This is a genomic window from Kribbella sp. NPDC002412 (genome assembly GCF_053592935.1).
In genome coordinates this window covers 136,689-159,246 of the sequence record NZ_JBSFBL010000003.1, presented here as the reverse complement: position 1 = coordinate 159,246, position 22,558 = coordinate 136,689, and the positions used below count along the sequence as shown (strand labels likewise).

Sequence of the window (22,558 nt, the reverse complement as noted above, 5' to 3'; positions counted from 1 at the left end):
AACAATGGGCAGAGCACCGTTGTCGGTCGCGCCGGAACCGAGCGACGCGAGGTGAAGGTGTGACCGACATGTTGAGCCGTCCGGGCGCCCGTGACGGCGGACCACACCAGGCGCCCGGGCCCGACGTCACAGCGCCGACCAAGCCGGTGGTTCTGTCGGCTGTGATCGCCGCGGGCGCGTGCCTGCTCACCGGGCTGCTGACATGTGCCGCCGTGGCCGTGATCGGCTGGCTGGCCGCGACCTTCGGTGGTGCGTCCGGAGCGATCCGTGCGGGTGCGTCGGCCTGGCTGGTCGCTCACAAGGCCGGTGTGACGCTCGGCAGTGGTTCGATCACGATCGCGCCGCTCGGGCTGACCCTGTTCCTCGGCTGGTGCCTGTACCGCGGTGGCAAGTCCGCAGCCCGGAACAGTGGCGCGGACCGGACCAAGGACCTGATTGTGCTGTCCGGCACATTCGCCCTCGTCTACGGCCTGGCCGCACTGGTCATCGCCCTGCTCACGGCTGACGGCTCCCTGCGGGTCTCTCCGCTGTCCGCGTTCCTCGGAGCGGCATCGCTGGCTTTCGTTGCCGGGGCCGTCGGCGTACTGGTCGAGTCCGGTGTGGCTGAGGACCTCGCCGACGCGACTCCGAACGGGCTGCGGGACGCCGTGCCGGCTGCGCTCTCCGCCGTACTGACTGTGATCGCGATCGCTTCACTGCTGTACGGCGTACTGCTGGCGATCCACTTCTCCCGGGTCACCGGGATGCTGGAGCTGCTGGACGCCGGGGTGGTCGGGTCGGTGGTGCTGTTCGCGATCTGCCTGATGCTGGTCCCGAACATGATCTTGTACGTCGTTTCGTTCCTGGCCGGGCCCGGATTCCAGCTGGGAGTGGGTACGACGATCGCCCCGACCGGGGTCGACGTGGGGAATCTGCCTGCGCTCCCGCTGCTGGCCGCCGTACCTGCGGATGGCGCTACGCCGACGTACCTGCTCGCGCTGACCGCTCTGGTGCCGCTGGTGGCTGGTGTGGTCGCTGGGCTCGTTGTGGCTCGGCGCGGGCTGGCGGACGAGGATTCCGACGCGCTCGGGTGGGACGCGTTCGCGCTGCGGGGCGGTATGGCGGCTCTGCTCGCCGGTGTCATGCTCTACGTGCTCATGGCGCTGTCGGGCGGCTCGGCTGGGCCAGGGCGGATGTCGGCCGTGGGGATCCCGGCCGCGCTGCCGGCGGCCGGCGTACTGGCTGCCGGGATGGCGATCGGGGCCTCGATCACGGCCGCGCTGGTCGCCTCCCGCCGACCGGCTGACGGCGAGGCCGACGCCGGGCGATAAGCTTCGGGCCGTGACAGACCCGGTTGCGCCCACTCCCGAACCTGCGCGGCTCGTCGTGCTGATCTCGGGCTCGGGGTCGAACCTGCAGGCCCTCCTGGACGCTGCCGCCGATCCGGCGTACGGCGCCCGGGTCGTCGCCGTCGGCGCCGACCGCGAGGGGATCGCCGGGCTGGACCGGGCCGCCGCGGCCGGGGTGCCGACCTTCGTGCACAAGGTCAAGGACTACCCCGAGCGCGCCGACTGGGACCGGGCGCTGACCAAGTCGGTGGCGGAGTACAAGCCGGACCTGGTCGTCTCGGCCGGGTTCCTGAAGCTGGTCGGCGACGACTTCCTGGCCGCCTTCGGCGACCGGTACATCAACACCCACAACGCGCTGCTGCCCGCCTTCCCCGGCATCCACGGCCCGCGGGACGCGCTCGAGTACGGCGTCAAGGTGGCCGGCGCGACCCTGTTCTTCGTCGACGGCGGGGTCGACACCGGGCCGATCATCGCGCAGGTCGCCGTACCCGTCGAGGACGACGACACCGAAGAAACCCTGACCGAGCGGATCAAGGAGGTCGAACGCCGCCAGCTGGTGGACTGGGTCGGCCGGCTGGTCCGCGACGGCTGGACCATCACCGGACGAAAGGTTCGACTGAAGTGAGCACCGACCGCAGGCCGATCCGCCGGGCGCTGATCAGCGTCTACGACAAGACCGGTCTGGAGGAGCTCGCGTCCGCGCTGCACACTGCCGGTGTGCAGCTGGTGTCGACCGGTTCGACCGCGGCCCGGATCGCGGCAGCCGGTGTGCCGGTGACCAAGGTCGAGGAGCTGACCGGGTTCCCCGAGTGCCTGGACGGCCGGGTCAAGACGCTGCACCCGATGGTGCACGCGGGCCTGCTGGCCGATGTACGTCGTGATGAGCACGTCGAGCAGTTGCGCGAGATGAGGGTCGAGCCGTTCGACCTGCTGGTCAGCAACCTCTACCCGTTCACCGAGACCGTAGCCTCCGGCGCGTCGGTGGACGAGTGCATCGAGCAGATCGACATCGGTGGGCCGTCGATGGTCCGCGGCGCCGCCAAGAACCACGCCAACGTCGCCGTCGTGGTGTCGCCGTTGCGCTACCCGGAGATCGTGGCCGCGCTTGGCGAAGGTGGTTTCTCCTCGGAGCAGCGGCAGCGGTTGGCTGTGGATGCGTTTGTGCACACGGCGTCGTACGACGTGGCCGTCGCGTCCTGGATGGGCAGCGTTGTGAGCGACACGTCCGAGGGATCGGGCTTCCCGGCCTGGGTCGGCGCGACCTGGGAGAAGTCTTCGGTGCTGCGGTACGGCGAGAACCCGCATCAGCCGGCCGCGTTGTACGTGAACGGTCGGGGTGGGCTGGCGGCTGCGGAGCAGCTGCACGGCAAGGAGATGTCGTACAACAACTACGTCGACGCCGACGCTGCTCGTCGTACGGCGTACGACTTCAGTGAACCCGCGGTCGCGATCATCAAGCACGCGAACCCTTGTGGGATCGCGGTCGGGAAGGACATCGCGGAGGCGCATCGGCGCGCCCACGAGTGCGACCCGGTGTCGGCGTACGGCGGAGTGATCGCGACCAACGCGCCCGTGTCCGTGGACATGGCCAAGCAGGTCGCGGAGATCTTCACCGAGGTGCTGGTCGCGCCCGCCTTCGACGACGGCGCGGTCGAGATCCTGCAGGGCAAGAAGAACATCCGGCTGCTGGTCGCGCCCGCGGTGTCGACCGCGGAGAAGGTCGAGATGCGGGCGGTCAGTGGTGGATTGCTGCTGCAGCACACCGACCGCTTCCAGGCGCCTGGGGACGACCCGTCGTCCTGGCAGCTAGCCGCTGGTGAGGCCGCCTCGCCGGAGGTGCTCGCCGACCTCGCGTTTGCGTGGAAGGCGTGCCGGGCGGTGAAGTCGAACGCGATCCTCCTCGCCTCCGGTGGTGCCTCGGTCGGCGTCGGCATGGGTCAGGTCAACCGCGTCGACTCCTGCCGCCTCGCCGTCTCGCGCGCCGGCGAGCGGGCCGCCGGCTCGGTCGCTGCGTCCGATGCGTTCTTCCCGTTCCCTGACGGTCTCGAAGTCCTCATCGAAGGCGGCGTCAAGGCAGTCGTCCAGCCCGGCGGCTCCATCCGCGACGAGGCCGCGATCGAGGTCGCTACCAAGGCCGGCATCACCATGTACTTCACGGGGACTCGGCACTTCTTCCACTGACCGTGGTCTGACCCACGCGTGCTACGCCGGGGCTCCTATGTCGCCCCGGCTACGCGCCCTCCCGCCCGCCGTACCCAGCGGACCACCGCCCGTCCGCGGTCTCGGCGCGCGTCCTCGAAATACGTCCGTCGATTGCTGTCGGATCGGACCTCAGGCAGTCGTAGCAGGGGTGAGAGGCTGCCCACGAGGGGCACCCGTCGTACCCGAGGAGGCCATCATGACTGCTACCTATACCTTCGACGTCTTTTCAACGCTCGACGGCTTCGGGGCTCATACCGGTGACTGGGGTGGTTACTGGGGCAAGCAAGGACCTGAGTTTCTCGAGCAGCGGTTTGCCTTGTACGGCGAGGCGCATCGCATGGTGTTCGGGGCCAACACATACCGGGCGCACGCGGAGATGCTTGCCGCGAGCACCGAAGATTCCGAGGTGCACGACCCGTGGGTCACCCGGATGTACAACCTGCCGGCGACGGTGGTGTCGAGCACGCTGCAGGCGCCGCTCGACTGGCCGGATGCGACCGTCGTGAGTGGCGATCCGGTCGAGATCGTTGCCCGGCTCAAGGAAGAGTCCGACGTGCCGTTGCGGTCGCACGGCAGTCTGTCGCTGAACCGGGCGTTGATGGCTGCCGGGCTGGTCGATCGCGTCCACGTGACGCTGTTCCCGGTGATCGCCGGACAGACCGGGGCGGACCCGATCTTCCAGGGTGCCGCCGACTTCGACCTCGAGCTGATCGAGAGCCGGACCCTCGACGGCAACACCCAAGAGCTCATCTACCGCCCAACCCTGCACTAGCCCAACGGGAGACGGTACGTGCGCTCCTCGCCGTACGAGACGAACCCGAGCCGCTGCAGGATCGGCGAGCTGGTGGTGGTGCGGCCCTGGGTGAGGGTCATCGTGGCGCCGTGCTCGGCGGCGTACCTCAGGCGAGCGGCAACCAGCGCGCGGTAGACGCCGCGGCCGCGGTACTCCTCGAGTACGGCGCCGCCCCAAAGCCGGGCCACGCCGTCGACGATGTCGACGGCTGCGACTGCGGCAGGCGTGCCGTCGAGGTAGGCGACGACGGCCCCTCCGGTCCCCGCCGCGTGCGAGTCGCGGTAGGCGGCCGCCCGCCGGGCGAGTTCGTCGTCGGAGGCCAGGCTGCCGCCGAAGACCGCGACCCCGACACGGTTGAGGTCACGGGCGACCTCCGGTGTAGTCGGCCACCGCACTTCGAGCCCAGGTACGTCGGGCGCCTTCACGTCGGCTGGCAACGGCATCGCGAGGACGTCTCCGGTGTCGACCAGTTCAGCGCCGTACCCGAGCAGCGCGTCCTCCAAGCCGTCGGGCGCGCTGAGCCGCACATAGACACCAGCTGCCGGCAGCCCGAACTCAGCGGCCCGCGCCACCACATCCTTCAGTACGGCGTCGGCCGGCCGCGCAGACCGTACCCACTGCACCTGCAGCGGGTCGGGGAACCGGTCCGGGAACCGCACCAGCCGGTACTCCGCGGTCTCCACCACCTCGGACCCCTCAGGCTCGAGCACCCACGCGTCACTAGCCGCCGCCACTGTCCCCAAATCAAGCATGCCCGGACGCTACCCGCCCATCGGCGCGGCGGTGTGAACCCCGCGCCTGCTCAGCGCGACGGTGAGAAGGTTTGGCGGTAGGAGAGTTGGTGGCCGTTGTCGCGGGTTTGGCCGTCGGGGTGCCAGCCGGTGGATTCGTAGAAGCGTTGGCCCTGGGGGTAGTTGGCGAGGGTCCACAGGATTGCTTCGGGGTAGGCGGCGGCCAGCGCCTCGAGGGCGGTGTGCATGAGGGCGGTGCCGACGCCGGTGCGCCAGTACGGCGGATCGACGGCGATCGTGTCGAGTTCGCCGAGCTGAGGATCGACGGGGTCGCGGCTCGGGCCGATCCCGGTGAACCCGGCGATGACGCCGTCCCGCTCGGCAACCCACCAGCTGCCGGCAGTCAGATCGCCGGCCCAGCGGGCGATCCGGGCGTCGTCGAGGACAGCCGGGGGCATCAGCTCACCGAACCCCGCGTTCCACGAGTCGACGTAGACCTGCGTGATCCGCGGGGCGTCTTCGACCAGGGCCGGGCGGATCGCGAGGCTCATGGGGTCAGTTCGGGACGATGAGGCCGAGGGTGGCGATCGCGGCGCCTACGGCGACCAGGAGAGCGGTGTCGAACATGCGGCCGCGGACGTGCAGCAGGCCGGCAGCGGTGTCGGAGAGGGTGGCGCGGAGCAGGCCGGCCAGGAAGACGCCGCCGGCGAAGATCAGCACGCCGTTGCGCCAGTTGTAGAAGGTGAGTACGACGAGACCGGTGGCGCCCACCAGCAGGGACAGAACCAGAGGCCACTCACTCCGCCGCTGAGCCTCCCCCGCCATCAGCACGCCACACCCACGTCAGCCACCATGCCGTGCGTCTGGGCGGTCACTGGGTGAGGCTCGATTCGGCGGCTTCTACTACGTTGGTGAGGAGCATGGCGCGGGTCATCGGGCCGATGCCGCCGGGCATCGGGGCGATCCAGGCGGCCTGCTCGCGGGCGGCCGGGTCGATGTCACCGACGATCTTGCCCTCGGGGCTGCGGCTGGTGCCGACGTCCAGCAGGACGGCGCCAGGCTTGACCATGTCAGCCGTGATCAGGCCGGCCGACCCGGCCGCGGCGATCACGATGTCGCCGGTGCGGACGACGCCGGCGAGGTCGGTGGTGCCGGTGTGGCACTGGGTCACGGTCGCGTTCTCGGACTTGCGGGTGAACAGCAGGCCCATCGGCCGCCCCGCGGTGACGCCGCGGCCGACGACGACCACGTGGGCTCCGGCGATCGGAACGTCGTACCGGCGGAGGATCTCCACGCAGCCCTTCGGGGTGCACGGGAGCGGGCCGTCCTGGCCGAGGACGAGCTTGCCGAGGCTGACCGGGTGCAGGCCGTCGGCGTCCTTGGCCGGGTCGATCAGGCCGAGGATCGCGTTCGTGTCGACGTGCTTGGGCAGCGGGAGCTGGACGATGAAGCCGGTGCAGTCCGGGTTCTCGTTGAGCTCGGTGACCTTTGCGGCGATCTCGTCCTGGGTCGCCTCGGCGGGCAGTTCGACCTGGATGGACGCGATGCCGACCGCCGCGCAGTCGCGGTGCTTGCCGGCCACGTACGCCCGGCTGCCCGGGTCGTCCCCGACCAGGATCGTGCCGAGCCCGGGCACCACACCCTGCTCGGCCAGCTTCGCGACCCGGACCTTCAACTCGTCCTTGATCGCCGCCGCCGTCGCCTTGCCGTCCAAAATCTGCGCCGTCACGACGACGAGTCTGCCACGTGCGCCGGGCAGGTCCGGCGGGCACCCGCCGGACCTTCGCCGTCGCCTCAGGTGGTGAGGTCGTAGACGGTGGTGTTGCCCACGTCGCGGCGGTGTAGGTGGATTCGACCCAGGACTGGATCTCGGATGTTGCGGAGGAGGAACCGCCGCCTTGGCCGCCGGAGAGGTAGTAGGTGAGCTTGCCTTCGGCCACCCACTGTTTGAACTGGGCGAGGGTCGGCGCGTCGTCGGTGCGGCTGAAGCCGCCGATGCCGATGACGGAGCTGCCGGTGGAGAGCTCAAGGCTGGCCGCGGTCTGGGAAGCCACTGACAGCCGCTGCCCACGTGGTCGTGGTCTTGGACAGTAGCTCAGCGCTGCTGCTTGGGCCGGACGTCGGGATGGATCCGCTGTGAGTCTGCGCGCCGTCGCAGCTGCGTACGCCGGACTGCCCAATCCGAGCGACACCACCAGAGCGAGCACCAGCGCCGGAGCCATCCGTCCCGCCCGCCGCCCGAACAGCGCCAGCGCCGCACCAACCACACCAGCACCCAGTACGGCGTACTTCAGCCACGGCACGAAGTCCGGCGTACGCGTCAGCAACTCGTAGTCCCACGCACCAGTTGCCGGCGCCATCACAGCGCCGCAATCAGGTACACCAGCGCAAACGCCGGCAGCACCAGGAACGCCAGCATCATCTTCGTCAGGAACGCGAACCCGATCGCCGCCCCGGCCAGCGCCAGCCACCGGGCCGACGCCTTCTCCAATGACCGGACGACGAAGTACGCCGCCCCACGGCCGCGATCTCCATGAACGCCTGCGGAGCCAGCACGGTGAAGCTGTTGAACCCGAACAGCCGGGCGAACGCGGTCGCGACCCAGAGCGCAGCCGGCGGCTTGTCGACCGTGATCGCGTTCCCCGCCTGTGCGGACTTACTGGAGACGATGGCAGTCGGGACGGCGACGGCCCTGGGCGGCTCCTGGGAGGTCCCTGTGAGCCGGGAATGCCGCCGCTCTTGCCGTGGTTGGGCGAGGTAGTTTAGTCTTTAACTACCCGAGCAAGGAGAACGCCATGCCCGCCGTGACCGTCAGCGACATCACCGTGCTGCCCCGCATCCACCAGCCGGACCCGGCCGTCGCGACCGAGCGCGCGGTTCGCTCGGTGACCTCGGCCCCCAGCGGCTACGAGGGTGAGGGCTTCCCGGTCCGGCGCGCGTTCGCCGGTGTCGACCTGCGCGACCTCGACCCGTTCATCCACATGGACCAGATGGGTGAGGTGGAGTACGCGCCGGGCGAGCCGAAGGGCACCCCGTGGCACCCGCACCGTGGGTTCGAGACCGTCACGTACATGCTCGACGGGATCATGGAGCACCAGGACTCCAACGGCGGTGGCGGTGTGATCTCGAACGGCGACACCCAGTGGATGACGGCCGGTTCGGGCCTGCTGCACATCGAGACCCCGCCGGAGCACCTGGTGCTGAGCGGCGGCCTGTTCCACGGCATCCAGCTCTGGGTGAACCTGCCGAAGGCGCAGAAGTGGGCCCCGCCGCGCTACCAGGACATCCGCGGCGGCGACTCGGCGCTGCTGTCCACGCCGGACGGCGGCGCGCTGATCCGGGTGATCGCGGGCTCGGTCGACGGCCATGACGGTCCCGGCTCGACCCACACGCCGATCACGCTGGTGCACGCGACGGTCAGCCCGGGCGCCGAGATGGTCCTGCCGTGGCAGCCCGACTACAACGCGCTCGTCTACGTCCTCGCCGGCCAGGGCACCGTCGGCGCCGAGCACCGCCCGATCCGCAAGGGCCAGCTCGCCGTCTTCGGCCCGGGCGACACGATCCGTACGGCGGCCGGCACGTCGCAGCCGCAGGCCGAGCCGAACCTCGAGGTCCTCGTCCTCGGCGGCCGCCCGATCCGGGAGCCGGTCGCGATGGCCGGGCCGTTCGTCATGAACACCCGCGCCGAGGTGATCCAGGCCTTCGAGGACTTCCAGGCCGGCAAGCTCGGCAGCATCCCCGCGGTGCACGGCGCGCCGACGGAACTGCGCAGTACCGAATAGCCCCGACCTGGACATCCGGTAACCCCGGATCTACCTTGCGAGCAAGGGGAAACGGGGTTACAGGGGGTTCATCATGGCGCGTTTCCGCAAGCTCGCGCTCATCGTGTCCGCGGTGGCACTGACCGTCGCCGCGGCCGCACCGTTCCCGGCGTCCATCCCGCTGCCGAACGACTTCCAGCCCGAGGGGATCGCCACCGGGCCGAGGGCAACGTTCTACGCCGGGTCGCTCACCACCGGTGACATCTACAGGGGCAGTCTGCGCACCGGAAAGGGCTCGATCTTCGTCGACGCGCCGCCGGGGCGGTCGGCCGTCGGCATGAAGGTCGAGGGGAAACGACTCTGGGTGGCCGGTGGACCGACCGGTCATGCCTACGTCTACAGCACCCGCACCGGCAGGACGATCAAGGATCTGGTGCTGAACAGCACGTCGGAGGCCTTGATCAACGACGTGGCGGTGACCAAGCACGCGGCGTACTTCACCGACACCTTCCACCCGGTGGTCTACAAGGTCCCGATCGGGAAGCACGGCCGGATCGGTGCGCCGCAGACGATTCCGCTCAGCGGCCCGGCGGCCGTGATCGGGGAGTTCCCGAACCTGAATGGGATCGACGCGACCCGGGACGGCAAGTACCTGATCCTGGGGCACTCCTCGCGCGGCGCGCTGTACCTGGTGAACCCGCGGACCGGCTCGAGCCGGCTGATCGAGATCACCGGCGGGACGATCACCCCGGGGACGCCGGACGGCATCCTGCTGGACGGCAGAACGCTCTGGGTGGTCGAGAACTTCTCCGAGCGGCTGGTCAAGATCAGGCTCAGCCACGACCTGAAGAGCGGCCGGATCACCGAGATCTTCACGTCCGACCTGTTCCGGATCCCGACCACGGTCGCCGAGTCCGGCAATCGCCTGGCGATCGTGAACGGGCGGTTCGACCTTGGCTTCCCGCCGCCGTTCGGGCCGGGCGCGCCGCCCGGCACCGAGTTCGACGTGGTGCAGATCAAGAAGCCCTGAGGTCAGCCCTCGGGGTAGAAGACGAACAGCGTGCACCCCGCAACCGTCTGCGGGACGTGCGACGACCCGGCCGGGCAGTGGATGAACGACCCGGCCGGGTAGTCGCGGATGCCGTCGTTGAAGACGCCGTCGACGACGTACACCTCCTCGGGCCCGGGCTCGTGCACGTCGATGCCTTCCCAGCGCGAGCCGGGGTCCATCTCGAGCACGTGCGCTGACGCACCCTGAGGCCCGGTCCACAACGAGCGCAGCCGGATGCCGGGGAAGAGCTCGCGGACCGGAGTGTCCGCCACAGCAGTGAATTCGAAGTTGTCCACAGCCCGATCATCGGCTGTCCACAGGCTTTCCCACAGCGTCTGGATAGTCGTGGTCAGGTACTTTTAAGCCATGCATCGCGTCGTCGCGCTGGTGAACGGGCCGCAGGCAAGCTTCGAGCTCGGGTGCGCGGCGTCGGTGTTCCGCGGAGATCGGTACCGGTTCAGCGTGTGCACCGAGCGGCCCGGCCCGATCCGGACCACCGAGGGCTTCGACATGCTGGTCCGCTCAGGGCTTCGCGCACTCGATCGGGCCGACACGGTCGTCGTGCCCGGTTGGCTGCCGGTCGAGCGGCAGCCGTCGGAGGCCGTCGTGCGGGCGCTCCAGAAGGCGCATCGGCGTGGCACGCGACTCGTGAGCATCTGCTCGGGAGCGAGAGTGCTCGCGGCGACCGGGCTGCTGGACGGACGCCGGGCCACGACGCACTGGCGGTACGCCGATGAGCTCCAGCGCAGGTTTCCCGCCGTACTCGTGGATCCGGACGTGCTCTACATCGACCACGGTGACGTCGCCACCAGCGCCGGCTCGGGCACCGGGATCGACCTGTGCCTGCAGCTGGTCCGCAACGACTACGGCGCCGCGTACGCCGCGCAGATCGCCCGGCGGATGGTGATGCCGCCGCATCGAGAGGGCGGCCAGGTTCAGTACCGGGTCGAGGAGGCCCAGCAGACCGAGTCGCTGGGCGCGCTGCTCGACTGGGCGACCCAGCATCTCGCCGACCCGCTCACCCTCGACGACCTTGCCGCCCGGATCAGCGTCTCACCGCGGACGCTGGCCCGCCGCTTCGCGGACCAGCTCGGTATCGCGCCCGGCCAGTGGCTGCTCGCCCAGCGCATCGCCCGCACCCGAGCCCTCCTGGAAGACACCGACCTCCCGGTCGAGACAATCGCCACCCGCGTCGGCCTCTCCTCCGCCACCAACCTCCGCCGCCGCTTCCACACCGCTCTCCGAACGACGCCGAGCGCCTACCGCCGCGCGTTCAGAGCTCAGAAGTCGCCGGAGTTGTCGAGGTCGATGTAGTTCGCGATGCGCGGGTCGTCTGGGTCGGCGCCGTACGCCTCGACGAAGTGGCGGGCGGCGGGGAGGCGGCCGTACTGGGGGTTGAGGGTGCCGGAGAGGCTCTTGAACATCAGCGCGAGGTCGAGGTAGCGGTCGCCCGTGCCGAGCCGGCTGAGGTCGAGGACGCCGGCGAAGCGCAGGGTCGCCGGGTCGATGAAGACGTTGGGCGCGCAGTAGTCGCCATGGGTCACGGCCTCGGTCTTGCCCGGGAACGGCGAGTCGAAGGGGCAGTCGATCAGCTCGTCGAGCGCACGCAGGCCATCGGCCAGAGCAGAGAGCACGGCCGGACGGTCGGCGGCTGGCCAGTCCTGGGAGGCGTCGCGGCCGGACAGTTCCGTGGTCAGCAGCCAGTTGTTGCCTCGGTCAACGATCTGTGGGCACGGGAACCCGGTCGAGCCCAGCCAGGCGAGCCGGTCGGCCTCGTCGTCGACGCCCGGGCCGGCCTTGTAGAACAGCTGTTCCGAGTGGCGGTCCAGCCGGACCACGGTCGCCCCGGACATGCCGAGGTGGATCGGCTCGGCGCTGTGTGCGCCGAACCGATCCACGAGTGCGTTCAGGTCCACTCAGCGAAGGTTACGGTGCAACGCCTTGATCAGCTCGCCATTTTCGGTGTCACCGTCGAGCGACCAGATCATCGCGCCGCCCAGCTTGCGCTCCGAGACGTACTGCGCCTTGCGCTTCATCTCGACCGGGTCGTCCCAGGTCCAGAACGTCGTACCGTCGAACAGCCAGGCGAATCCGGCCTTCTCGTCGCGGTGGACGGTGAAGCCGGCCAGCTTCGCCTTGAGCAGCCGGTAGTCCTCGTAGCCGGCCTCGTAGGTCGCCGGCGCCGGGCCGGTGGCCGGCTGGAACAGGCCGTTGTTCTGGTTCGTCACGCCGGTCCAGCCGCGGGAGTAGAACGGCACGCCCATCACGAGCTTGCCGCGCGGCGCACCGCGGGACAGGTAGGCGTCGATCGTCACCTGCGAGCTGAACTCGGCGGCCGACGGGTCGCCGGCCGGGCCGTCGATCGCGGACTGCTGGTTGGTGATCGGGTCCCACGAGCCGTGGTAGTCGTAGCCCTGCGTGGTGCCGAAGGTCAGGTCCTTGAACAGCTTCCCGACCTCGAACCCGCGGTCCACCTGCACCGGGTCGGCCGGCAGGAACGCCGTCAGGTTGTAGCGGTTGGGCCACGACAGCCGGTCGAGCTGCCTGCGGTACTCGCGGACCAGCGCGGTGAAGTTCTGCTTGTCCTCGGGACGCACCACGTTGCCCGGGTTGCCCTCGCTGGCCGGCCACTCCCAGTCCAGGTCGATCCCGTCGAAGACACCCTTCGCGGCGCCGGCGGGCAGGCCGGGGATGTTGCCCTTCAGCCACAGGTCCAGGCAGGACTTCACGTGCGCGGCCCGCGACTCCGGCGTCAGGGCCGCATCGGAGAAGTACTTCGAGCCGGTCCAGCCGCCCAGCGAGATGCTGATCCGCAGCTTCGGGAACCTCTGCTTCAGCTGCTTGAGCTGGTTGAGGTTGCCGTTCAGTGCCTGTCCCGGCTCGTCTGCCTTGCCGCTGACGCTCTGCTCGGCGGTGAACGGCCGCTGGTAGTCGGCCCACGGATCGCTGCTGATGCAGGTCCCGTGCTCGTCGACGAATCCGAACGCGTAGTTGATGTGGGTCAGCCGCTCGGCTGTCCCGTTCTTCACCAGATCGCTGACCAGGAAGTTCCGGTCGTACCCACTCCAGTTGGTGTAGTACCCCACTACTCGCTTGCTGCTGTGTGCTTCGGCCGGTACGGCGGTCAACCCCGCGAGCACCGTGGCAGCCGCCACCAGCAACCCCACACTCCGACGCTTCATCTGACTCCCCATCGGGCGGTCCAGGTAACCAAGTGGCGCCGACTCTAGGTCTCCTCCGACGATTTACGCAATGACTCTGCTGAAAGATTGTCAGGAAAGTTTCCTACCTGTTCCGGAAGTAGTGCTCCTTCTCGAGGTCGGCGATCAGCCCCGGGTGGGTCGGATGCCAGTCGAGCAGCTTCTCGGTCCGGGCGTCCCGCTGGAGGGTGTCGAGCCGAGTCACGTCGTTCTCGCGACCCGGGCGGGCGACCGCAGCCGCCTGGTCGCGGACTTCCGCAAGTACGCCGAAGCTCTGCTGCGACCTGACGAGTAGGGTCGCGGGCATGACGAGTGTGCGTGCGGACCTGGCGCCGTCGGGCGTCCTGCGGGCGTCCATCAACCTGGGCAACCCGGTGCTGGCCCAAGGCGCCCCGGCGGAGCCGGCCGGGGTGACCGTCGACATCGCGCGCGAGATCGCTCGCCGGCTCGAGGTGCCGCTGGAACTGGTCTGTTTCGACGCGGCCCGCAAGTCCTTCGAGGCGCTCACCACCGGCCAGGCCGACATCTGCTTCCTCGCGATCGAGCCCGCCCGGGCCGACCAGGTCGCCTTCACCGCGCCGTACGTGATCATCGAAGGCGTCTTCGCCGTACGGCGGGACTCCGGCCTGGAGACCCTGGCCGACGTCGATCGGGACGGTGTCCGGATCGGGGTGAAGCGTGGTTCGGCGTACGACCTGTACCTGACCCGCACGGTGCAGCACGCGACCGTCGTCCGCGGCGACGAGGGCACCGACATCTTCCTGGCCGAGGACCTGGAGGCGGCCGCCGGCATCCGCCAGCCCGTCAGCCAGTTCGTCGCCGAGCACCCCGAGGTGCGGCTGATCGACGAGCGGTTCATGGAGATCCGGCAGGCTGTCGGCACCACCAAGGACCGGCACCCCGACACCGTGGCCTACCTGCGCGCCGTGGTCGAGGACCTCAAGTCGAACGGCTTCGTCGCCGACTCCCTGATCCGCTCCCACCAGCCCGACGCCGCGGTCGCCCCGTCCGCCTAGCGCCGACTGCCTGATCGGGCAGCGATCTTTGCAGCTTCATGCCAAGGCAGGGGCTTCGCGCAACCATTTGGTCTGGTCCGGACATCTAACGGTGAGTGGCAGATCGGCTCCGCTGTGTGAGGCGGCCGATCCGCCAACGTGAGGACAACCGAAACGGGAGGGACTCATCGTGCGATCCACCAACCGATCGCGGCGCTTCGGCCTGGCCGTCGCCGCGATCGCAGCCGTGAGCGTCGGGCTATCCGGCCTGGCTCAGGCATCACCACCGCCGGACCAGCTCAAAACCCACGCCGCCAAGGCGAAGGCCGCCGACCAGCACGTCACGCTGGTCACCGGCGACCGGGTGACCCTGTACGGCGGCGACCCGTCCCAGGCCGCCGTCGAGCCGGGCCCCGGACGCGACAACATCACCTTCAGCACCCACCGCACCAAGGAGCACCTGTACGTCGTCCCATCCGACGTCCAGGACCAGGTCGTCAGCGGCCGTCTCGACCGCCGGCTGTTCGACGTGACCGGCCTGATCAAGGACGGGTACGACGACAAGTCGTCCAAGGCGATCCCGGTCGTCGTGACCTATGCGGGCAAGGCCCAAGCGCGCTCGGCCGCGCCGGGAGCGACGGTGACCCGCCAGCTGCCGGTCGTGAACGGTGCCGCGATGAAGGTGGACAAGGCCAAGGCCGGGTCCTTCCTGACCGGGGTCACCTCGGCGCGGTCGGCCGCGGGAGTGCAGAAGGTCTGGCTGGACGGCAAGCGCGAGATCAGCCTCGACCAGTCGGTGCCGCAGATCGGCGCGCCCGCCGCCTGGCAGGCCGGGTACACCGGCAAGGGCGTCTCGGTCGCCGTACTCGACACGGGCATCGACAAGTCGCACCCCGACCTGGCCAGCCAGGTCGCCGGCGCGAAGAACTTCACCGAGGAGTCCGACGAGGACCTGGTCGGCCACGGCACCCACGTCGCCTCGACGATCGCCGGCACAGCGGCCGCCTCCAACGGCAAGTACAAGGGCGTCGCGCCGGACGCCAAGCTGTACGACGGCAAGGTCTGCGAGCTGGGCGGTTGCCCCGAGTCCGCGATCCTCGGCGGCATGGAGTGGGCCGCGAACGAGGTGAAGGCGAAGGTCGTCAACCTCAGCCTCGGCGGCACCGACACCCCGGAGGTGGACCCGCTCGAGGAGGCCGTCAACCGGCTGACCGCGCAGACCGGCACGCTGTTCGTGATCGCGGCCGGCAACGACGGCCCGGGTGAGAGCACGGTCGGTTCGCCCGGCAGCGCCGACGCCGCGCTGACCGTCGGCGCAGTCGACAAGCAGGACAAGCTGGCCGAGTTCTCCAGCCGCGGCCCGCGGGTCGGCGACGGCGCGGTCAAGCCGGACGTCACTGCGCCGGGTGTCGCGATCGTCGCGGCCAAGGCGAAGAAGTCGGTCATCGGCACCCCGGTCGGCGACCAGTACCTGATGCTCGACGGCACATCGATGGCCACCCCGCACACCGCGGGAGCGGCGGCCCTGCTGGCCCAGGAGCACCCGAACTGGAATGCCGGTGAGCTCAAGGGCGCGCTGATGGCGTCGGCGAAGCCGGCCGCCGACCAGAGCGCCTTCGAGCAGGGCGCCGGCCGGATCGACGTGGCCAAGGGCATCAAGCAGTCCGTGATCGCCGAACCGGGCAGCGTATCGTTCGGTACGGCGCTCTGGCCGCACGACGACGACACCCCGGTCACCAAGACGCTGACCTACCGCAACCTCGGTGACCAGCCGGTGACGCTCGACCTGACCGCGACCCTGAACGGTCCGGACGGCGCGCCCGCTCCGGCCGATGCGCTGAAGCTCAGCGCGACCACCGTCACCGTCCCGGCCGGTGGGACCGCGTCGGTGCAGGCGACGTCGAACACGAAGCACAGCGGTCCGGACGGCGGCTACTCCGGCCGGATCACCGCGACCCGCGGCGACACCACGGTCCAGTCGGCGATCGGGGTGAACAAGGAGAAGGAGAGCTACGAGCTCACCATCAACAGCGTCGGCGTGGACGGCAAGCCGGCCGCACCGTCCGGGCTGGTGTTCGGTATCGACTCCAACCTGTTCACCTTCTTCGGCACCGCGACGGCCAAGTACCGGTTGCCGAAGGGTGAGTACCTCGTGCAGGGCGACCAGTTCGTCGAGCGGCCCGGCGGCGAGGAGGTCGACATCTACTCGCTCGTCCAGCCGAGCATCAAGCTGACCGAGAACACCGCGGTCACCCTGGATGCGCGGACCGCGAAGCCGGTCAAGGTCACAGTGCCGCAGGCCGACGCCGCGGTCGCGGTCGCCGATGTCGGCTACGACCGGACCTCGCCGGACGGGATGCGTGGGCTGAGCTCGTCGGCCTTGCTGTTCGACTTCACCGGTGTGCACACCGCGCAGGTCGGCGCGGCGCTGCCGCCGGAGCAGATGACCGGCCACGTCGCCTCGCAGTGGGCGAAGCCGGGCGAGAACGGGTCGTTCGCGAACTCGCCGTACCTGTACGGGCAGGTCGACTCGACGCCAGGTCGCCTCCCGACCGGTTTCGTTCGCGACATCAAGGCGAAGGAACTCGCCGTGGTCGAGCAGCGCATCAACGCGACCTCGGACCGGCAGGTCGAGCGGACCGTGCACGGCCGGGCGCCGTACATGGGTGGATCCTGGGCGATCATCCTGCCGTACGACGTCCCGGTGAGCACGAAGCTGTTCGCCGACGACAAGCCGGCCACCTGGCAGACGGTTGCCGAGGAGGTCGAGCCGAGCCCGGACCCGGAGGACCCGTTCCCGATCACGATCAGCCGGCTGAGCTCGCCGGACCGTGAGTACAAGGCGGGCAAAACGTACCGGGAGCGGTACAACGCGGTCGCGTTCACGTCGACGCCGGAGGTTGCGGTCCGGGTGGGCGACGGGCTGCTGCTGTCGGCCTTCTCGCTGTCGGATGCCGATGGCAACAAGGGCTTCGGGGTGATGGACACCCAGTCCAGCAAGCTGCTCCGGGACGGGCAGGTCGTCGCCGAGTCGCCGTACTTCGGCTACGTCGAGACGACCGGCCTGCCGGCGGAGAAGGCGACGTACACGCTGGAGTCCTCGCAGACGCGGCCGTCGTACTCGACGTTCAGCACCAGGACCGACCTGAAGTGGACGTTCACCTCGGGCGAGACGGCCGAGGAGACGCTGCTGCCGATGCTCGGGGTGCGGTTCCAGCCGAAGGTGAACAGCCACAACGTCGCCGAGCGCAAGCCGGTGACCGTGCTGCCGGTCGTCGTCGACGCCCAGCCGGGCGCCACCCTGCCGGGCATCAAGAAGCTGGAGATCCAGGTCTCCGGTGACGACGGCAAGACCTGGCAGAAGGCCGCGGTCGCGCCGACCGGCAAGGGCGTCTACAAGGCGATCTTCGCGACCCCGAAGGACGCCAAGTCGGTGTCGCTGAAGGCTCACCTGATCGATGCCCAGGGCAACGTCACCGACCAGACCGTGATCGGCGCCTACTCGATCGGATGACGAATCCCTGACGGGCAGAGAAGAAAGGACTGGCAGGCACCGCGGTCGTCACGGCCGCGGTGCTTGCCGTGTCGCTGACCGGTCGCGGCGCGGCGCAGGCCGCGCGCAGGTGATGTCGCTGCGCTCGGTGGTCACCGACCGAGCCGGCAACCCCGCCACACAGACGGTGCTCAACGCTTACCCGCTCCGCTGAAACAGCAGAACCCCCGGGGAGGCGCTCCCCGGGGGTTCTCGGTGGTGTGGGTCAGCCGATGAGGCCGAGGGTCTTGACGGCGTCGCGTTCTTCGGCGAGCTCGGTGGTGCTGGCGTTGATGCGGGTGCGGGAGAAGTCGTTGATGTCCAGGCCCTGGACGATCTCCCAGTTGCCGTCCTTGGTGGTGACCGGGAAGGAGGAGATCAGGCCCTCGGGGACGTCGTACGAGCCGTCGGAGACGACCGCCATCGACAGCCAGTCGCCGTCGGCCGAGCCGCGCAGCCAGTCGCGGGTGTGGTCGATGGTCGCCGCCGCCGCGGACGCCGCCGAGGACGCGCCGCGGGCCTCGATGATCGCCGCGCCGCGCTTCTGCACGGTCGGGATGAAGTCGCTCTCCAGCCACGCCTGGTCGTTCACGACCTCGGCCGCGTTCTTGCCGGCCACCTCGGCGTGGAAGATGTCCGGGTACTGGGTCGCGGAGTGGTTGCCCCAGATCGTCATCTTCTTCAGGTCGGTGACGTGCACGCCGGCCTTCTTCGCCAGCTGGGCCAGCGCGCGGTTGTGGTCCAGCCGGGTCAGCGCGGAGAACCGCTCGGCCGGGATGTCCGGGGCGTTGCTCTTCGCGATCAGCGCGTTGGTGTTGGCCGGGTTGCCGGTCACGGTGATCCGGATGTCGTCCGCGGCGTGCTCGTTCAGCGCCTTGCCCTGGACGGTGAAGATCGCGCCGTTCGCCTCCAGCAGGTCGCCGCGCTCCATCCCCTTGGTCCGCGGCCGGGCGCCGACCAGCAGCGCCACGTTCGCGCCGTCGAAGATCACGTTCGGGTCGTCGCCGATCTCCACTCCGGCCAGGGTCGGGAAGGCCGAGTCGTCGAGCTCCATCACGACCCCCTCGAGCGCCTTCAGCGCCGGGGCGATCTCCAGCAGCCGCAGCTCCACCGGCGTGTCCGGGCCGAGCAGCGCACCGCTCGCGATCCGGAACAGCAGGCTGTAGCCGATCTGTCCAGCGGCCCCGGTAACGGCCACCTTCACCGGTGTAGTGCTCACGACACGCTCCTCGAACTCTTGTGACAGTGTGCTTCGGACGCTAGCAAGCCCCGCGCGTGCTACCAACGCTGGGGGACCCACGACTTGCTCACAGTGCGGGGAATCGTTCACCGTGCGGACATCGGGAGGTCTTCGCAGTATCCAAGGGTGTCTTCCAGTTCCTGACACGTAAGGAGAACCACATGAAGCGAACGGTGCTGCCCCGCCGATTCGTCCCGGCCGCCGCGTCGGCGCTCGCCGTCGCCGCGGCCGTGCTGGTCCCGCAGGCGATGCCCACGTCGGCCCCGGCCGCCGACCCGGCTGCCCAGTCCGCCGCCAAGCACCGCGACGACTTCGTCATCGTCGGGCACCGGGGTGCTTCCGGATACCGGCCGGAGCACACGTTGGCGTCGTACGAGCTGGCGGCCCGGATGGGCGCCGACTACATCGAGCCGGACCTGGTGATCACCAAGGACCGGGTGCTGGTCGCCCGGCACGAGCCGGAGATCGGCGGTACGACGGACGTCGCGGCGCACCCGGAGTTCGCCGGCCGGAAGAAGACCAAGCAGCTCGACGGGGTCGCGGTGACCGGCTGGTTCGCCGAGGACTTCACGCTGGCCGAGCTGCGCACGCTGCGGGCCAAGGAGCGGATCCCGGCGGTCCGGCAGCACAACACCGTGTTCGACGGCCGCTACCAGGTCCCGACCCTGCAGGAGGTCATCGACCTGAGCCGCCGGCTGTCCCGCGAGCTCGACCGGCCGATCGGCATCTACCCGGAGACCAAGCACCCGACGTACTTCCAGCAGCAGGGCCTGGCGCTCGAGCCGGAGCTGGTGAAGACGCTGAACCGCAACGGCCTGAACCGTCCGGACGCGAAGGTGTTCGTCCAGTCCTTCGAGGTGTCCAACCTGAAGGCCCTGCGCAAGCAACTCCGCGTCCCGCTCGTCCAGCTGACCAGCTCGTCCGGAGCGCCGTACGACTTCGTGGTCGCCGGGGACAAGCGGACGTACGCCGACATCGTGAGTGCGAGCGGCTTGCGCGAGGTCGCGACGTACGCCAAGGGGCTCGGGCCGGCGAAGGACCAGGTGATCCCGCTGGACGCCACCGGCAAGCTCGGTCAGCCGACTGCGCTGGTCGCCAACGCGCACCGGGCCGGCCTGGTCGTGCACCCGTACACGTTCCGGGTGGAGAACAGCTTCCTGCCGGCGAACTTCGACAGCTCCCCGGTGGCGGCCGAGTCGGGCAACCTGTTCGGCGAGATCGCGGCGTACCGCAAGGCCGGGATCGACGGGCTGTTCACCGACAACACCGACGTCGCGGTGGCCGAGGAGGCCGAGGCGCGCTGAGCGTTCGGTGACAAGATAGGCGGGTGGAACGCAAGGTCGGGTCCGGGACGGCGACCGTCGAGGCCGAGGCCGACGGCACCTTCGTGCTCCGGGTCGATGGCTCGCTGCAGTCGCAGGTCGACCTTGCCGACCCCACCCACCTGGCCTTCGAGTACATGCGGCGGATCGGCGACGTCGTCGATGCCGCCGCACCTCGGCGTCAGCCGGTCGCCGTCGCGCACGTCGGCGGCGCCGGGCTGAGCCTGCCCCGGTACGTCGCGGTGACCCGGCCGCGGTCGCGGCAGGTCGTGCTCGAGCCCGACGAGGACCTGACCGAGTTCGTCCGCGAGGCGCTTCCGCTGCCGAAGCGGTCCGGGATCAAGGTCCGCGGGGTCAGCGGCCGGGCCGGGATCACCGACCTGTACGACGACTCGATGGACCTGCTGATCCTGGACGCGTTCGAGCGTGAGGCCGTCCCGGCGAACCTGGTCACGGCCGAGTTCTTCGCCGAGTGCGCCCGCGTGCTGCGGCCGACCGGCGTGCTGGTGGCCAACCTGATCGACGGGTCGGCCGGCTTGCCGTTCATTCGCCGTACGGCGGCCACGGTCCGCGGAGTCGTCGGCGACGGGCTGGTGCTGGCCGAGCGGAAGGTCCTGCGGGGCAAGGGCTTCGGGAACGTCATCCTGGTCGCGTCACCCCGGCCCGTCCCGGACCTGACCGCGGCCGGCCGGCGGGCGCAACCGCCGTATGACGTCCTCCCGCTGAGCGAGCTGGCCGGCAAAGCAGCCCCACTCACCGACGCCGAAGGCTTCACCACCCCACCGGCCCCCGCCGGCACCTTCCGCCGCTAGTACTCAGGCGGCTGCGCGGGTGCGGGCCGAGCTGATCCGGTCGAGGGCGTCGGCGACCGCGGCACGCTCGTCGAGCGTCGCGCCGATCGCGCGGACCAGCCGGTCCAGGCGGTCGCGCCCGGGCAGGCGAGCACCTTGGAACCACGCCTGGATGGTGGTCCGGGGGATGCCGGTGAGTTGCTCCAGACTGCGCGAGGACCGCGGCCGGGCAAGAGCCGCCAGCGCGGCACCCAGGTCCTGCAGCGTCTCGGCGGTCCGGAGTAGCTCGGCAACGTCCTGCGCATCGCGGACGGCCGTCTCCCAGTGCCGGCGCCAGACCGGAAGGAGCTCGGCCGACACGCCGCATCCGGTCAGGAAGGCCGCAGTGACGTCCCAGGTCGGCAGTTGCTTCCCGCTGGTCGCCCGGACCAGGTGCGCGTGCGAGTAGTGCGCCTGATCAGCGAGCTGCCGGTAGGTGAGCCCGGACTGCTGCCGGACCCGCCGGAGCGCGCCGGCGAACATCTCCGCGTTCATCTAGCCTCCTCGTGATCAAACATAATCCAACATGATCAAACAAGGCAAGTGTCAGGGGTCAAGCTACGATTGAGCAATGTCTGTCGCGAAGGTTGCCGCTCTGACCTACTACCCGGTGAAGGGGCTGGCCGGGGTGTCCGTCGAGCAGTCCGAGGTGGGTCCGGCCGGGCTCCGGCACGACCGGAACTTCATGCTCGTCGAGCCGGACGGGACGTTCCTGAGCCAGCGCGCCCTGCCCGCGATGGCCGCGCTGCGGGCCGAGGTCCTCGACGACGGCGCCGCGCTGCGGTTCTCGGCCGAGGGCGCCCCCGACCTCGAGATCCCGGTGCAGTACGACGGGAAGCGGCGCGACGTCAGCCTGTTCGGGAAGTGGTTCGGCCTGGGCGTCGTACAGGACCCGGCCGCGGACGAGTGGTTCACCGCCCGCCTCGGCAGGCCGGCCGCGCTGGTCCGGGTGACGCCCGAGCACGAGCGCCCCGGGTGGGGTGTGAATCCCGGGCAGACCGGGTTCGGTGACGCGCACGCGCTGCTGATCGCGTCGCTGTCGTCGCTGGACGGCCTGAACGAGCGGATCGTGGAGCATGGCGGCGACGCGATACCGATCAACCGCTTCCGCCCGAACATCGTCGTCTCCGGCTGGCCCGAGCCGCACACCGAGGACCGGGTGCTGCGGATGACGGCCGGCTCGGTGGAGATCGGGTACGCGGCCCGCGCGATCCGGTGCGCGGTGCCGACCGTCGACCAGGCGTCCGGCGAGAAGCGCGGCCCGGAGCCGACCCGGACGCTGGCGACCTACCGCCGGCAGCCGGACTACGGCGGCGGGGTCAGCTTCGGCATGAAGGCCGCGGTCCTTGCCGAGGGCACCCTTCACGTAGGCGATGAGATCCTGGTACACGAATGGCTCCCGGACGGGCCGGATCCGGCGCCGGCCACTCGGTAGCCTGCAGACTCCACCAGTTCGGGGAGTCTGCGCATGCACCGGATTCTGTTGCTGCTGCTGGCACCGATCCGGCGCTCGGGGGCGTTCAGCTTCTTCGGGAACGCCTTGCCGGTGCTCGCCGTACGCGATGACAAGGGG

At 69.8% G+C, this 22,558-nt stretch carries 24 protein-coding genes and 1 pseudogene; 13 read left to right on the top strand and 12 right to left on the bottom strand.

Features of this window, described 5'->3' with window-relative positions; genetic code table 11:
- Window positions 1-68 precede the first annotated feature (68 nt).
- From ACWCOV_RS03910 to ACWCOV_RS03895, 4 genes are all read left to right on the top strand, one after another.
- Window positions 69-1,310, top strand: a complete 1,242-nt coding sequence (locus ACWCOV_RS03910) for a cell division protein PerM (protein WP_449827786.1) — start codon at window positions 69-71, stop codon at window positions 1,308-1,310.
- 10 nt (window positions 1,311-1,320) lie between these two features.
- Window positions 1,321-1,953: a phosphoribosylglycinamide formyltransferase gene (purN, locus tag ACWCOV_RS03905; protein WP_449827710.1), complete on the top strand. Its 633-nt coding sequence runs from the start codon at window positions 1,321-1,323 to the stop codon at window positions 1,951-1,953.
- Window positions 1,950-3,509 (top strand): bifunctional phosphoribosylaminoimidazolecarboxamide formyltransferase/IMP cyclohydrolase, encoded by a 1,560-nt coding sequence (gene purH / locus ACWCOV_RS03900; RefSeq protein ID WP_449827709.1) that lies wholly within the window; start codon window positions 1,950-1,952, stop codon window positions 3,507-3,509. Before purN ends, purH begins: the two co-directional genes overlap by 4 nt.
- A gap of 217 nt (window positions 3,510-3,726) precedes the next feature.
- A complete protein-coding gene (locus ACWCOV_RS03895) occupies window positions 3,727-4,302 on the top strand; it encodes a dihydrofolate reductase family protein (RefSeq protein ID WP_449827708.1) in 576 nt (191 codons plus the stop codon).
- Here the strand turns inward: ACWCOV_RS03895 and ACWCOV_RS03890 are convergent.
- From ACWCOV_RS03890 to ACWCOV_RS03870, 5 genes and pseudogenes are all read right to left on the bottom strand, one after another.
- Complete coding sequence (locus tag ACWCOV_RS03890) at window positions 4,299-5,075, bottom strand: GNAT family N-acetyltransferase (RefSeq protein WP_449827707.1); 777 nt, start codon at window positions 5,073-5,075, stop codon at window positions 4,299-4,301. The genes ACWCOV_RS03895 and ACWCOV_RS03890 overlap by 4 nt on opposite strands.
- A 50-nt stretch (window positions 5,076-5,125) precedes the next feature.
- On the bottom strand, window positions 5,126-5,605 hold the full coding sequence (locus ACWCOV_RS03885) for an N-acetyltransferase family protein (protein WP_449827706.1): 480 nt from the start codon (window positions 5,603-5,605) through the stop codon (window positions 5,126-5,128).
- 4 nt (window positions 5,606-5,609) lie between these two features.
- Window positions 5,610-5,879 carry a DUF3017 domain-containing protein gene (locus ACWCOV_RS03880; RefSeq protein WP_449827705.1) on the bottom strand — a complete coding sequence of 90 codons (270 nt, stop codon included), beginning with the start codon at window positions 5,877-5,879 and terminating at the stop codon, window positions 5,610-5,612.
- Window positions 5,880-5,925: 46 nt separating this feature from the next.
- Window positions 5,926-6,783: a bifunctional methylenetetrahydrofolate dehydrogenase/methenyltetrahydrofolate cyclohydrolase gene (locus ACWCOV_RS03875; protein WP_449827704.1), complete on the bottom strand. Its 858-nt coding sequence runs from the start codon at window positions 6,781-6,783 to the stop codon at window positions 5,926-5,928.
- Window positions 6,784-6,913: 130 nt separating this feature from the next.
- Window positions 6,914-7,276, bottom strand: a pseudogene (locus tag ACWCOV_RS03870) (hypothetical protein); the annotation flags it as partial.
- On the opposite strand from ACWCOV_RS03870, the gene ACWCOV_RS03865 reads away from it, so the two are divergent.
- A complete protein-coding gene (locus ACWCOV_RS03865) occupies window positions 7,191-7,388 on the top strand; it encodes a hypothetical protein (RefSeq protein ID WP_449827703.1) in 198 nt (65 codons plus the stop codon). The pseudogene ACWCOV_RS03870 and the gene ACWCOV_RS03865 sit on opposite strands and share 86 nt — an antisense overlap.
- 25 nt (window positions 7,389-7,413) lie before the next feature.
- Here ACWCOV_RS03865 and ACWCOV_RS03860 read toward each other — a convergent pair whose 3' ends face one another.
- A complete protein-coding gene (locus ACWCOV_RS03860; RefSeq protein ID WP_449827702.1) occupies window positions 7,414-7,545 on the bottom strand; it encodes a glycosyltransferase family 39 protein in 132 nt (43 codons plus the stop codon).
- 304 nt (window positions 7,546-7,849) lie between these two features.
- Between ACWCOV_RS03860 and ACWCOV_RS03855 the strand changes: the two genes are divergently transcribed.
- Both ACWCOV_RS03855 and ACWCOV_RS03850 read left to right on the top strand, forming a co-directional pair.
- The gene (locus ACWCOV_RS03855; protein WP_449827701.1) at window positions 7,850-8,836 is read left to right on the top strand and encodes a pirin family protein; all 987 of its coding nucleotides are present in this window, start codon (window positions 7,850-7,852) and stop codon (window positions 8,834-8,836) included.
- A gap of 73 nt (window positions 8,837-8,909) precedes the next feature.
- Complete coding sequence (locus ACWCOV_RS03850; protein WP_449827700.1) at window positions 8,910-9,845, top strand: hypothetical protein; 936 nt, start codon at window positions 8,910-8,912, stop codon at window positions 9,843-9,845.
- Between the two features lie 2 nt (window positions 9,846-9,847).
- On the opposite strand, the gene ACWCOV_RS03845 is transcribed toward ACWCOV_RS03850, so the two are convergent.
- The gene (locus tag ACWCOV_RS03845) at window positions 9,848-10,162 is read right to left on the bottom strand and encodes a cupin domain-containing protein (protein ID WP_449827699.1); all 315 of its coding nucleotides are present in this window, start codon (window positions 10,160-10,162) and stop codon (window positions 9,848-9,850) included.
- A 70-nt stretch (window positions 10,163-10,232) separates the two neighbouring features.
- Here ACWCOV_RS03845 and ACWCOV_RS03840 point away from each other — a divergent pair, with 70 nt between their 5' ends.
- Window positions 10,233-11,180, top strand: coding sequence for a helix-turn-helix domain-containing protein (locus ACWCOV_RS03840; protein ID WP_449827698.1), 948 nt, complete (start codon window positions 10,233-10,235; stop codon window positions 11,178-11,180).
- Here the strand turns inward: ACWCOV_RS03840 and ACWCOV_RS03835 are convergent.
- The 3 genes from ACWCOV_RS03835 to ACWCOV_RS03825 all read right to left on the bottom strand — a co-directional run bounded on the left by ACWCOV_RS03835 (window position 11,147) and on the right by ACWCOV_RS03825 (window position 13,373).
- A complete protein-coding gene (locus ACWCOV_RS03835) occupies window positions 11,147-11,782 on the bottom strand; it encodes a phosphotransferase (protein ID WP_449827697.1) in 636 nt (211 codons plus the stop codon). The genes ACWCOV_RS03840 and ACWCOV_RS03835 overlap by 34 nt on opposite strands.
- Window positions 11,783-13,048: a glycoside hydrolase family 18 protein gene (locus tag ACWCOV_RS03830; RefSeq protein WP_449827696.1), complete on the bottom strand. Its 1,266-nt coding sequence runs from the start codon at window positions 13,046-13,048 to the stop codon at window positions 11,783-11,785.
- A 103-nt stretch (window positions 13,049-13,151) separates the two neighbouring features.
- Window positions 13,152-13,373 (bottom strand): hypothetical protein, encoded by a 222-nt coding sequence (locus ACWCOV_RS03825; protein WP_449827695.1) that lies wholly within the window; start codon window positions 13,371-13,373, stop codon window positions 13,152-13,154.
- Here ACWCOV_RS03825 and ACWCOV_RS03820 point away from each other — a divergent pair.
- Window positions 13,372-14,082, top strand: a complete 711-nt coding sequence (locus ACWCOV_RS03820) for a transporter substrate-binding domain-containing protein (protein WP_449827694.1) — start codon at window positions 13,372-13,374, stop codon at window positions 14,080-14,082. The genes ACWCOV_RS03825 and ACWCOV_RS03820 overlap by 2 nt on opposite strands.
- A 169-nt stretch (window positions 14,083-14,251) precedes the next feature.
- Entirely contained in the window at window positions 14,252-17,575 is a 3,324-nt protein-coding gene (locus ACWCOV_RS03815; RefSeq protein WP_449827693.1) for a S8 family serine peptidase, read from the top strand.
- Between the two features lie 244 nt (window positions 17,576-17,819).
- Here the strand turns inward: ACWCOV_RS03815 and ACWCOV_RS03810 are convergent, their stop codons facing one another.
- Window positions 17,820-18,812, bottom strand: coding sequence for a malate dehydrogenase (locus ACWCOV_RS03810; protein ID WP_449827692.1), 993 nt, complete (start codon window positions 18,810-18,812; stop codon window positions 17,820-17,822).
- Between the two features lie 182 nt (window positions 18,813-18,994).
- Between ACWCOV_RS03810 and ACWCOV_RS03805 the strand changes: the two genes are divergently transcribed.
- Both ACWCOV_RS03805 and ACWCOV_RS03800 read left to right on the top strand, forming a co-directional pair.
- A complete protein-coding gene (locus ACWCOV_RS03805; protein ID WP_449827691.1) occupies window positions 18,995-20,137 on the top strand; it encodes a glycerophosphodiester phosphodiesterase in 1,143 nt (380 codons plus the stop codon).
- A gap of 23 nt (window positions 20,138-20,160) precedes the next feature.
- On the top strand, window positions 20,161-20,967 hold the full coding sequence (locus tag ACWCOV_RS03800; RefSeq protein WP_449827690.1) for a spermidine synthase: 807 nt from the start codon (window positions 20,161-20,163) through the stop codon (window positions 20,965-20,967).
- Between the two features lie 3 nt (window positions 20,968-20,970).
- Here ACWCOV_RS03800 and ACWCOV_RS03795 read toward each other — a convergent pair whose 3' ends face one another.
- The gene (locus ACWCOV_RS03795; protein WP_449827689.1) at window positions 20,971-21,480 is read right to left on the bottom strand and encodes a helix-turn-helix domain-containing protein; all 510 of its coding nucleotides are present in this window, start codon (window positions 21,478-21,480) and stop codon (window positions 20,971-20,973) included.
- Window positions 21,481-21,556: 76 nt separating this feature from the next.
- Between ACWCOV_RS03795 and ACWCOV_RS03790 the strand changes: the two genes are divergently transcribed.
- Complete coding sequence (locus ACWCOV_RS03790) at window positions 21,557-22,420, top strand: MOSC domain-containing protein (protein WP_449827688.1); 864 nt, start codon at window positions 21,557-21,559, stop codon at window positions 22,418-22,420.
- The last annotated feature ends 138 nt before the right edge of the window (window positions 22,421-22,558 follow it).

Coding starts and splice junctions, on each gene's coding strand:
- ACWCOV_RS03910 (WP_449827786.1), top strand. CDS start 69: ATGTTGAGCCGTCCGGGCGCCCGTGACGGCGGACCACACCAGGCGCCC.
- ACWCOV_RS03895 (WP_449827708.1), top strand. CDS start 3,727: ATGACTGCTACCTATACCTTCGACGTCTTTTCAACGCTCGACGGCTTC.
- ACWCOV_RS03890 (WP_449827707.1), bottom strand. CDS start 5,075: ATGCTTGATTTGGGGACAGTGGCGGCGGCTAGTGACGCGTGGGTGCTC.
- ACWCOV_RS03885 (WP_449827706.1), bottom strand. CDS start 5,605: ATGAGCCTCGCGATCCGCCCGGCCCTGGTCGAAGACGCCCCGCGGATC.
- ACWCOV_RS03880 (WP_449827705.1), bottom strand. CDS start 5,879: ATGGCGGGGGAGGCTCAGCGGCGGAGTGAGTGGCCTCTGGTTCTGTCC.
- ACWCOV_RS03855 (WP_449827701.1), top strand. CDS start 7,850: ATGCCCGCCGTGACCGTCAGCGACATCACCGTGCTGCCCCGCATCCAC.
- ACWCOV_RS03850 (WP_449827700.1), top strand. CDS start 8,910: ATGGCGCGTTTCCGCAAGCTCGCGCTCATCGTGTCCGCGGTGGCACTG.
- ACWCOV_RS03840 (WP_449827698.1), top strand. CDS start 10,233: ATGCATCGCGTCGTCGCGCTGGTGAACGGGCCGCAGGCAAGCTTCGAG.
- ACWCOV_RS03830 (WP_449827696.1), bottom strand. CDS start 13,048: ATGAAGCGTCGGAGTGTGGGGTTGCTGGTGGCGGCTGCCACGGTGCTC.
- ACWCOV_RS03820 (WP_449827694.1), top strand. CDS start 13,372: ATGACGAGTGTGCGTGCGGACCTGGCGCCGTCGGGCGTCCTGCGGGCG.
- ACWCOV_RS03825 (WP_449827695.1), bottom strand. CDS start 13,373: ATGCCCGCGACCCTACTCGTCAGGTCGCAGCAGAGCTTCGGCGTACTT.
- ACWCOV_RS03805 (WP_449827691.1), top strand. CDS start 18,995: ATGAAGCGAACGGTGCTGCCCCGCCGATTCGTCCCGGCCGCCGCGTCG.
- ACWCOV_RS03795 (WP_449827689.1), bottom strand. CDS start 21,480: ATGAACGCGGAGATGTTCGCCGGCGCGCTCCGGCGGGTCCGGCAGCAG.
- ACWCOV_RS03790 (WP_449827688.1), top strand. CDS start 21,557: ATGTCTGTCGCGAAGGTTGCCGCTCTGACCTACTACCCGGTGAAGGGG.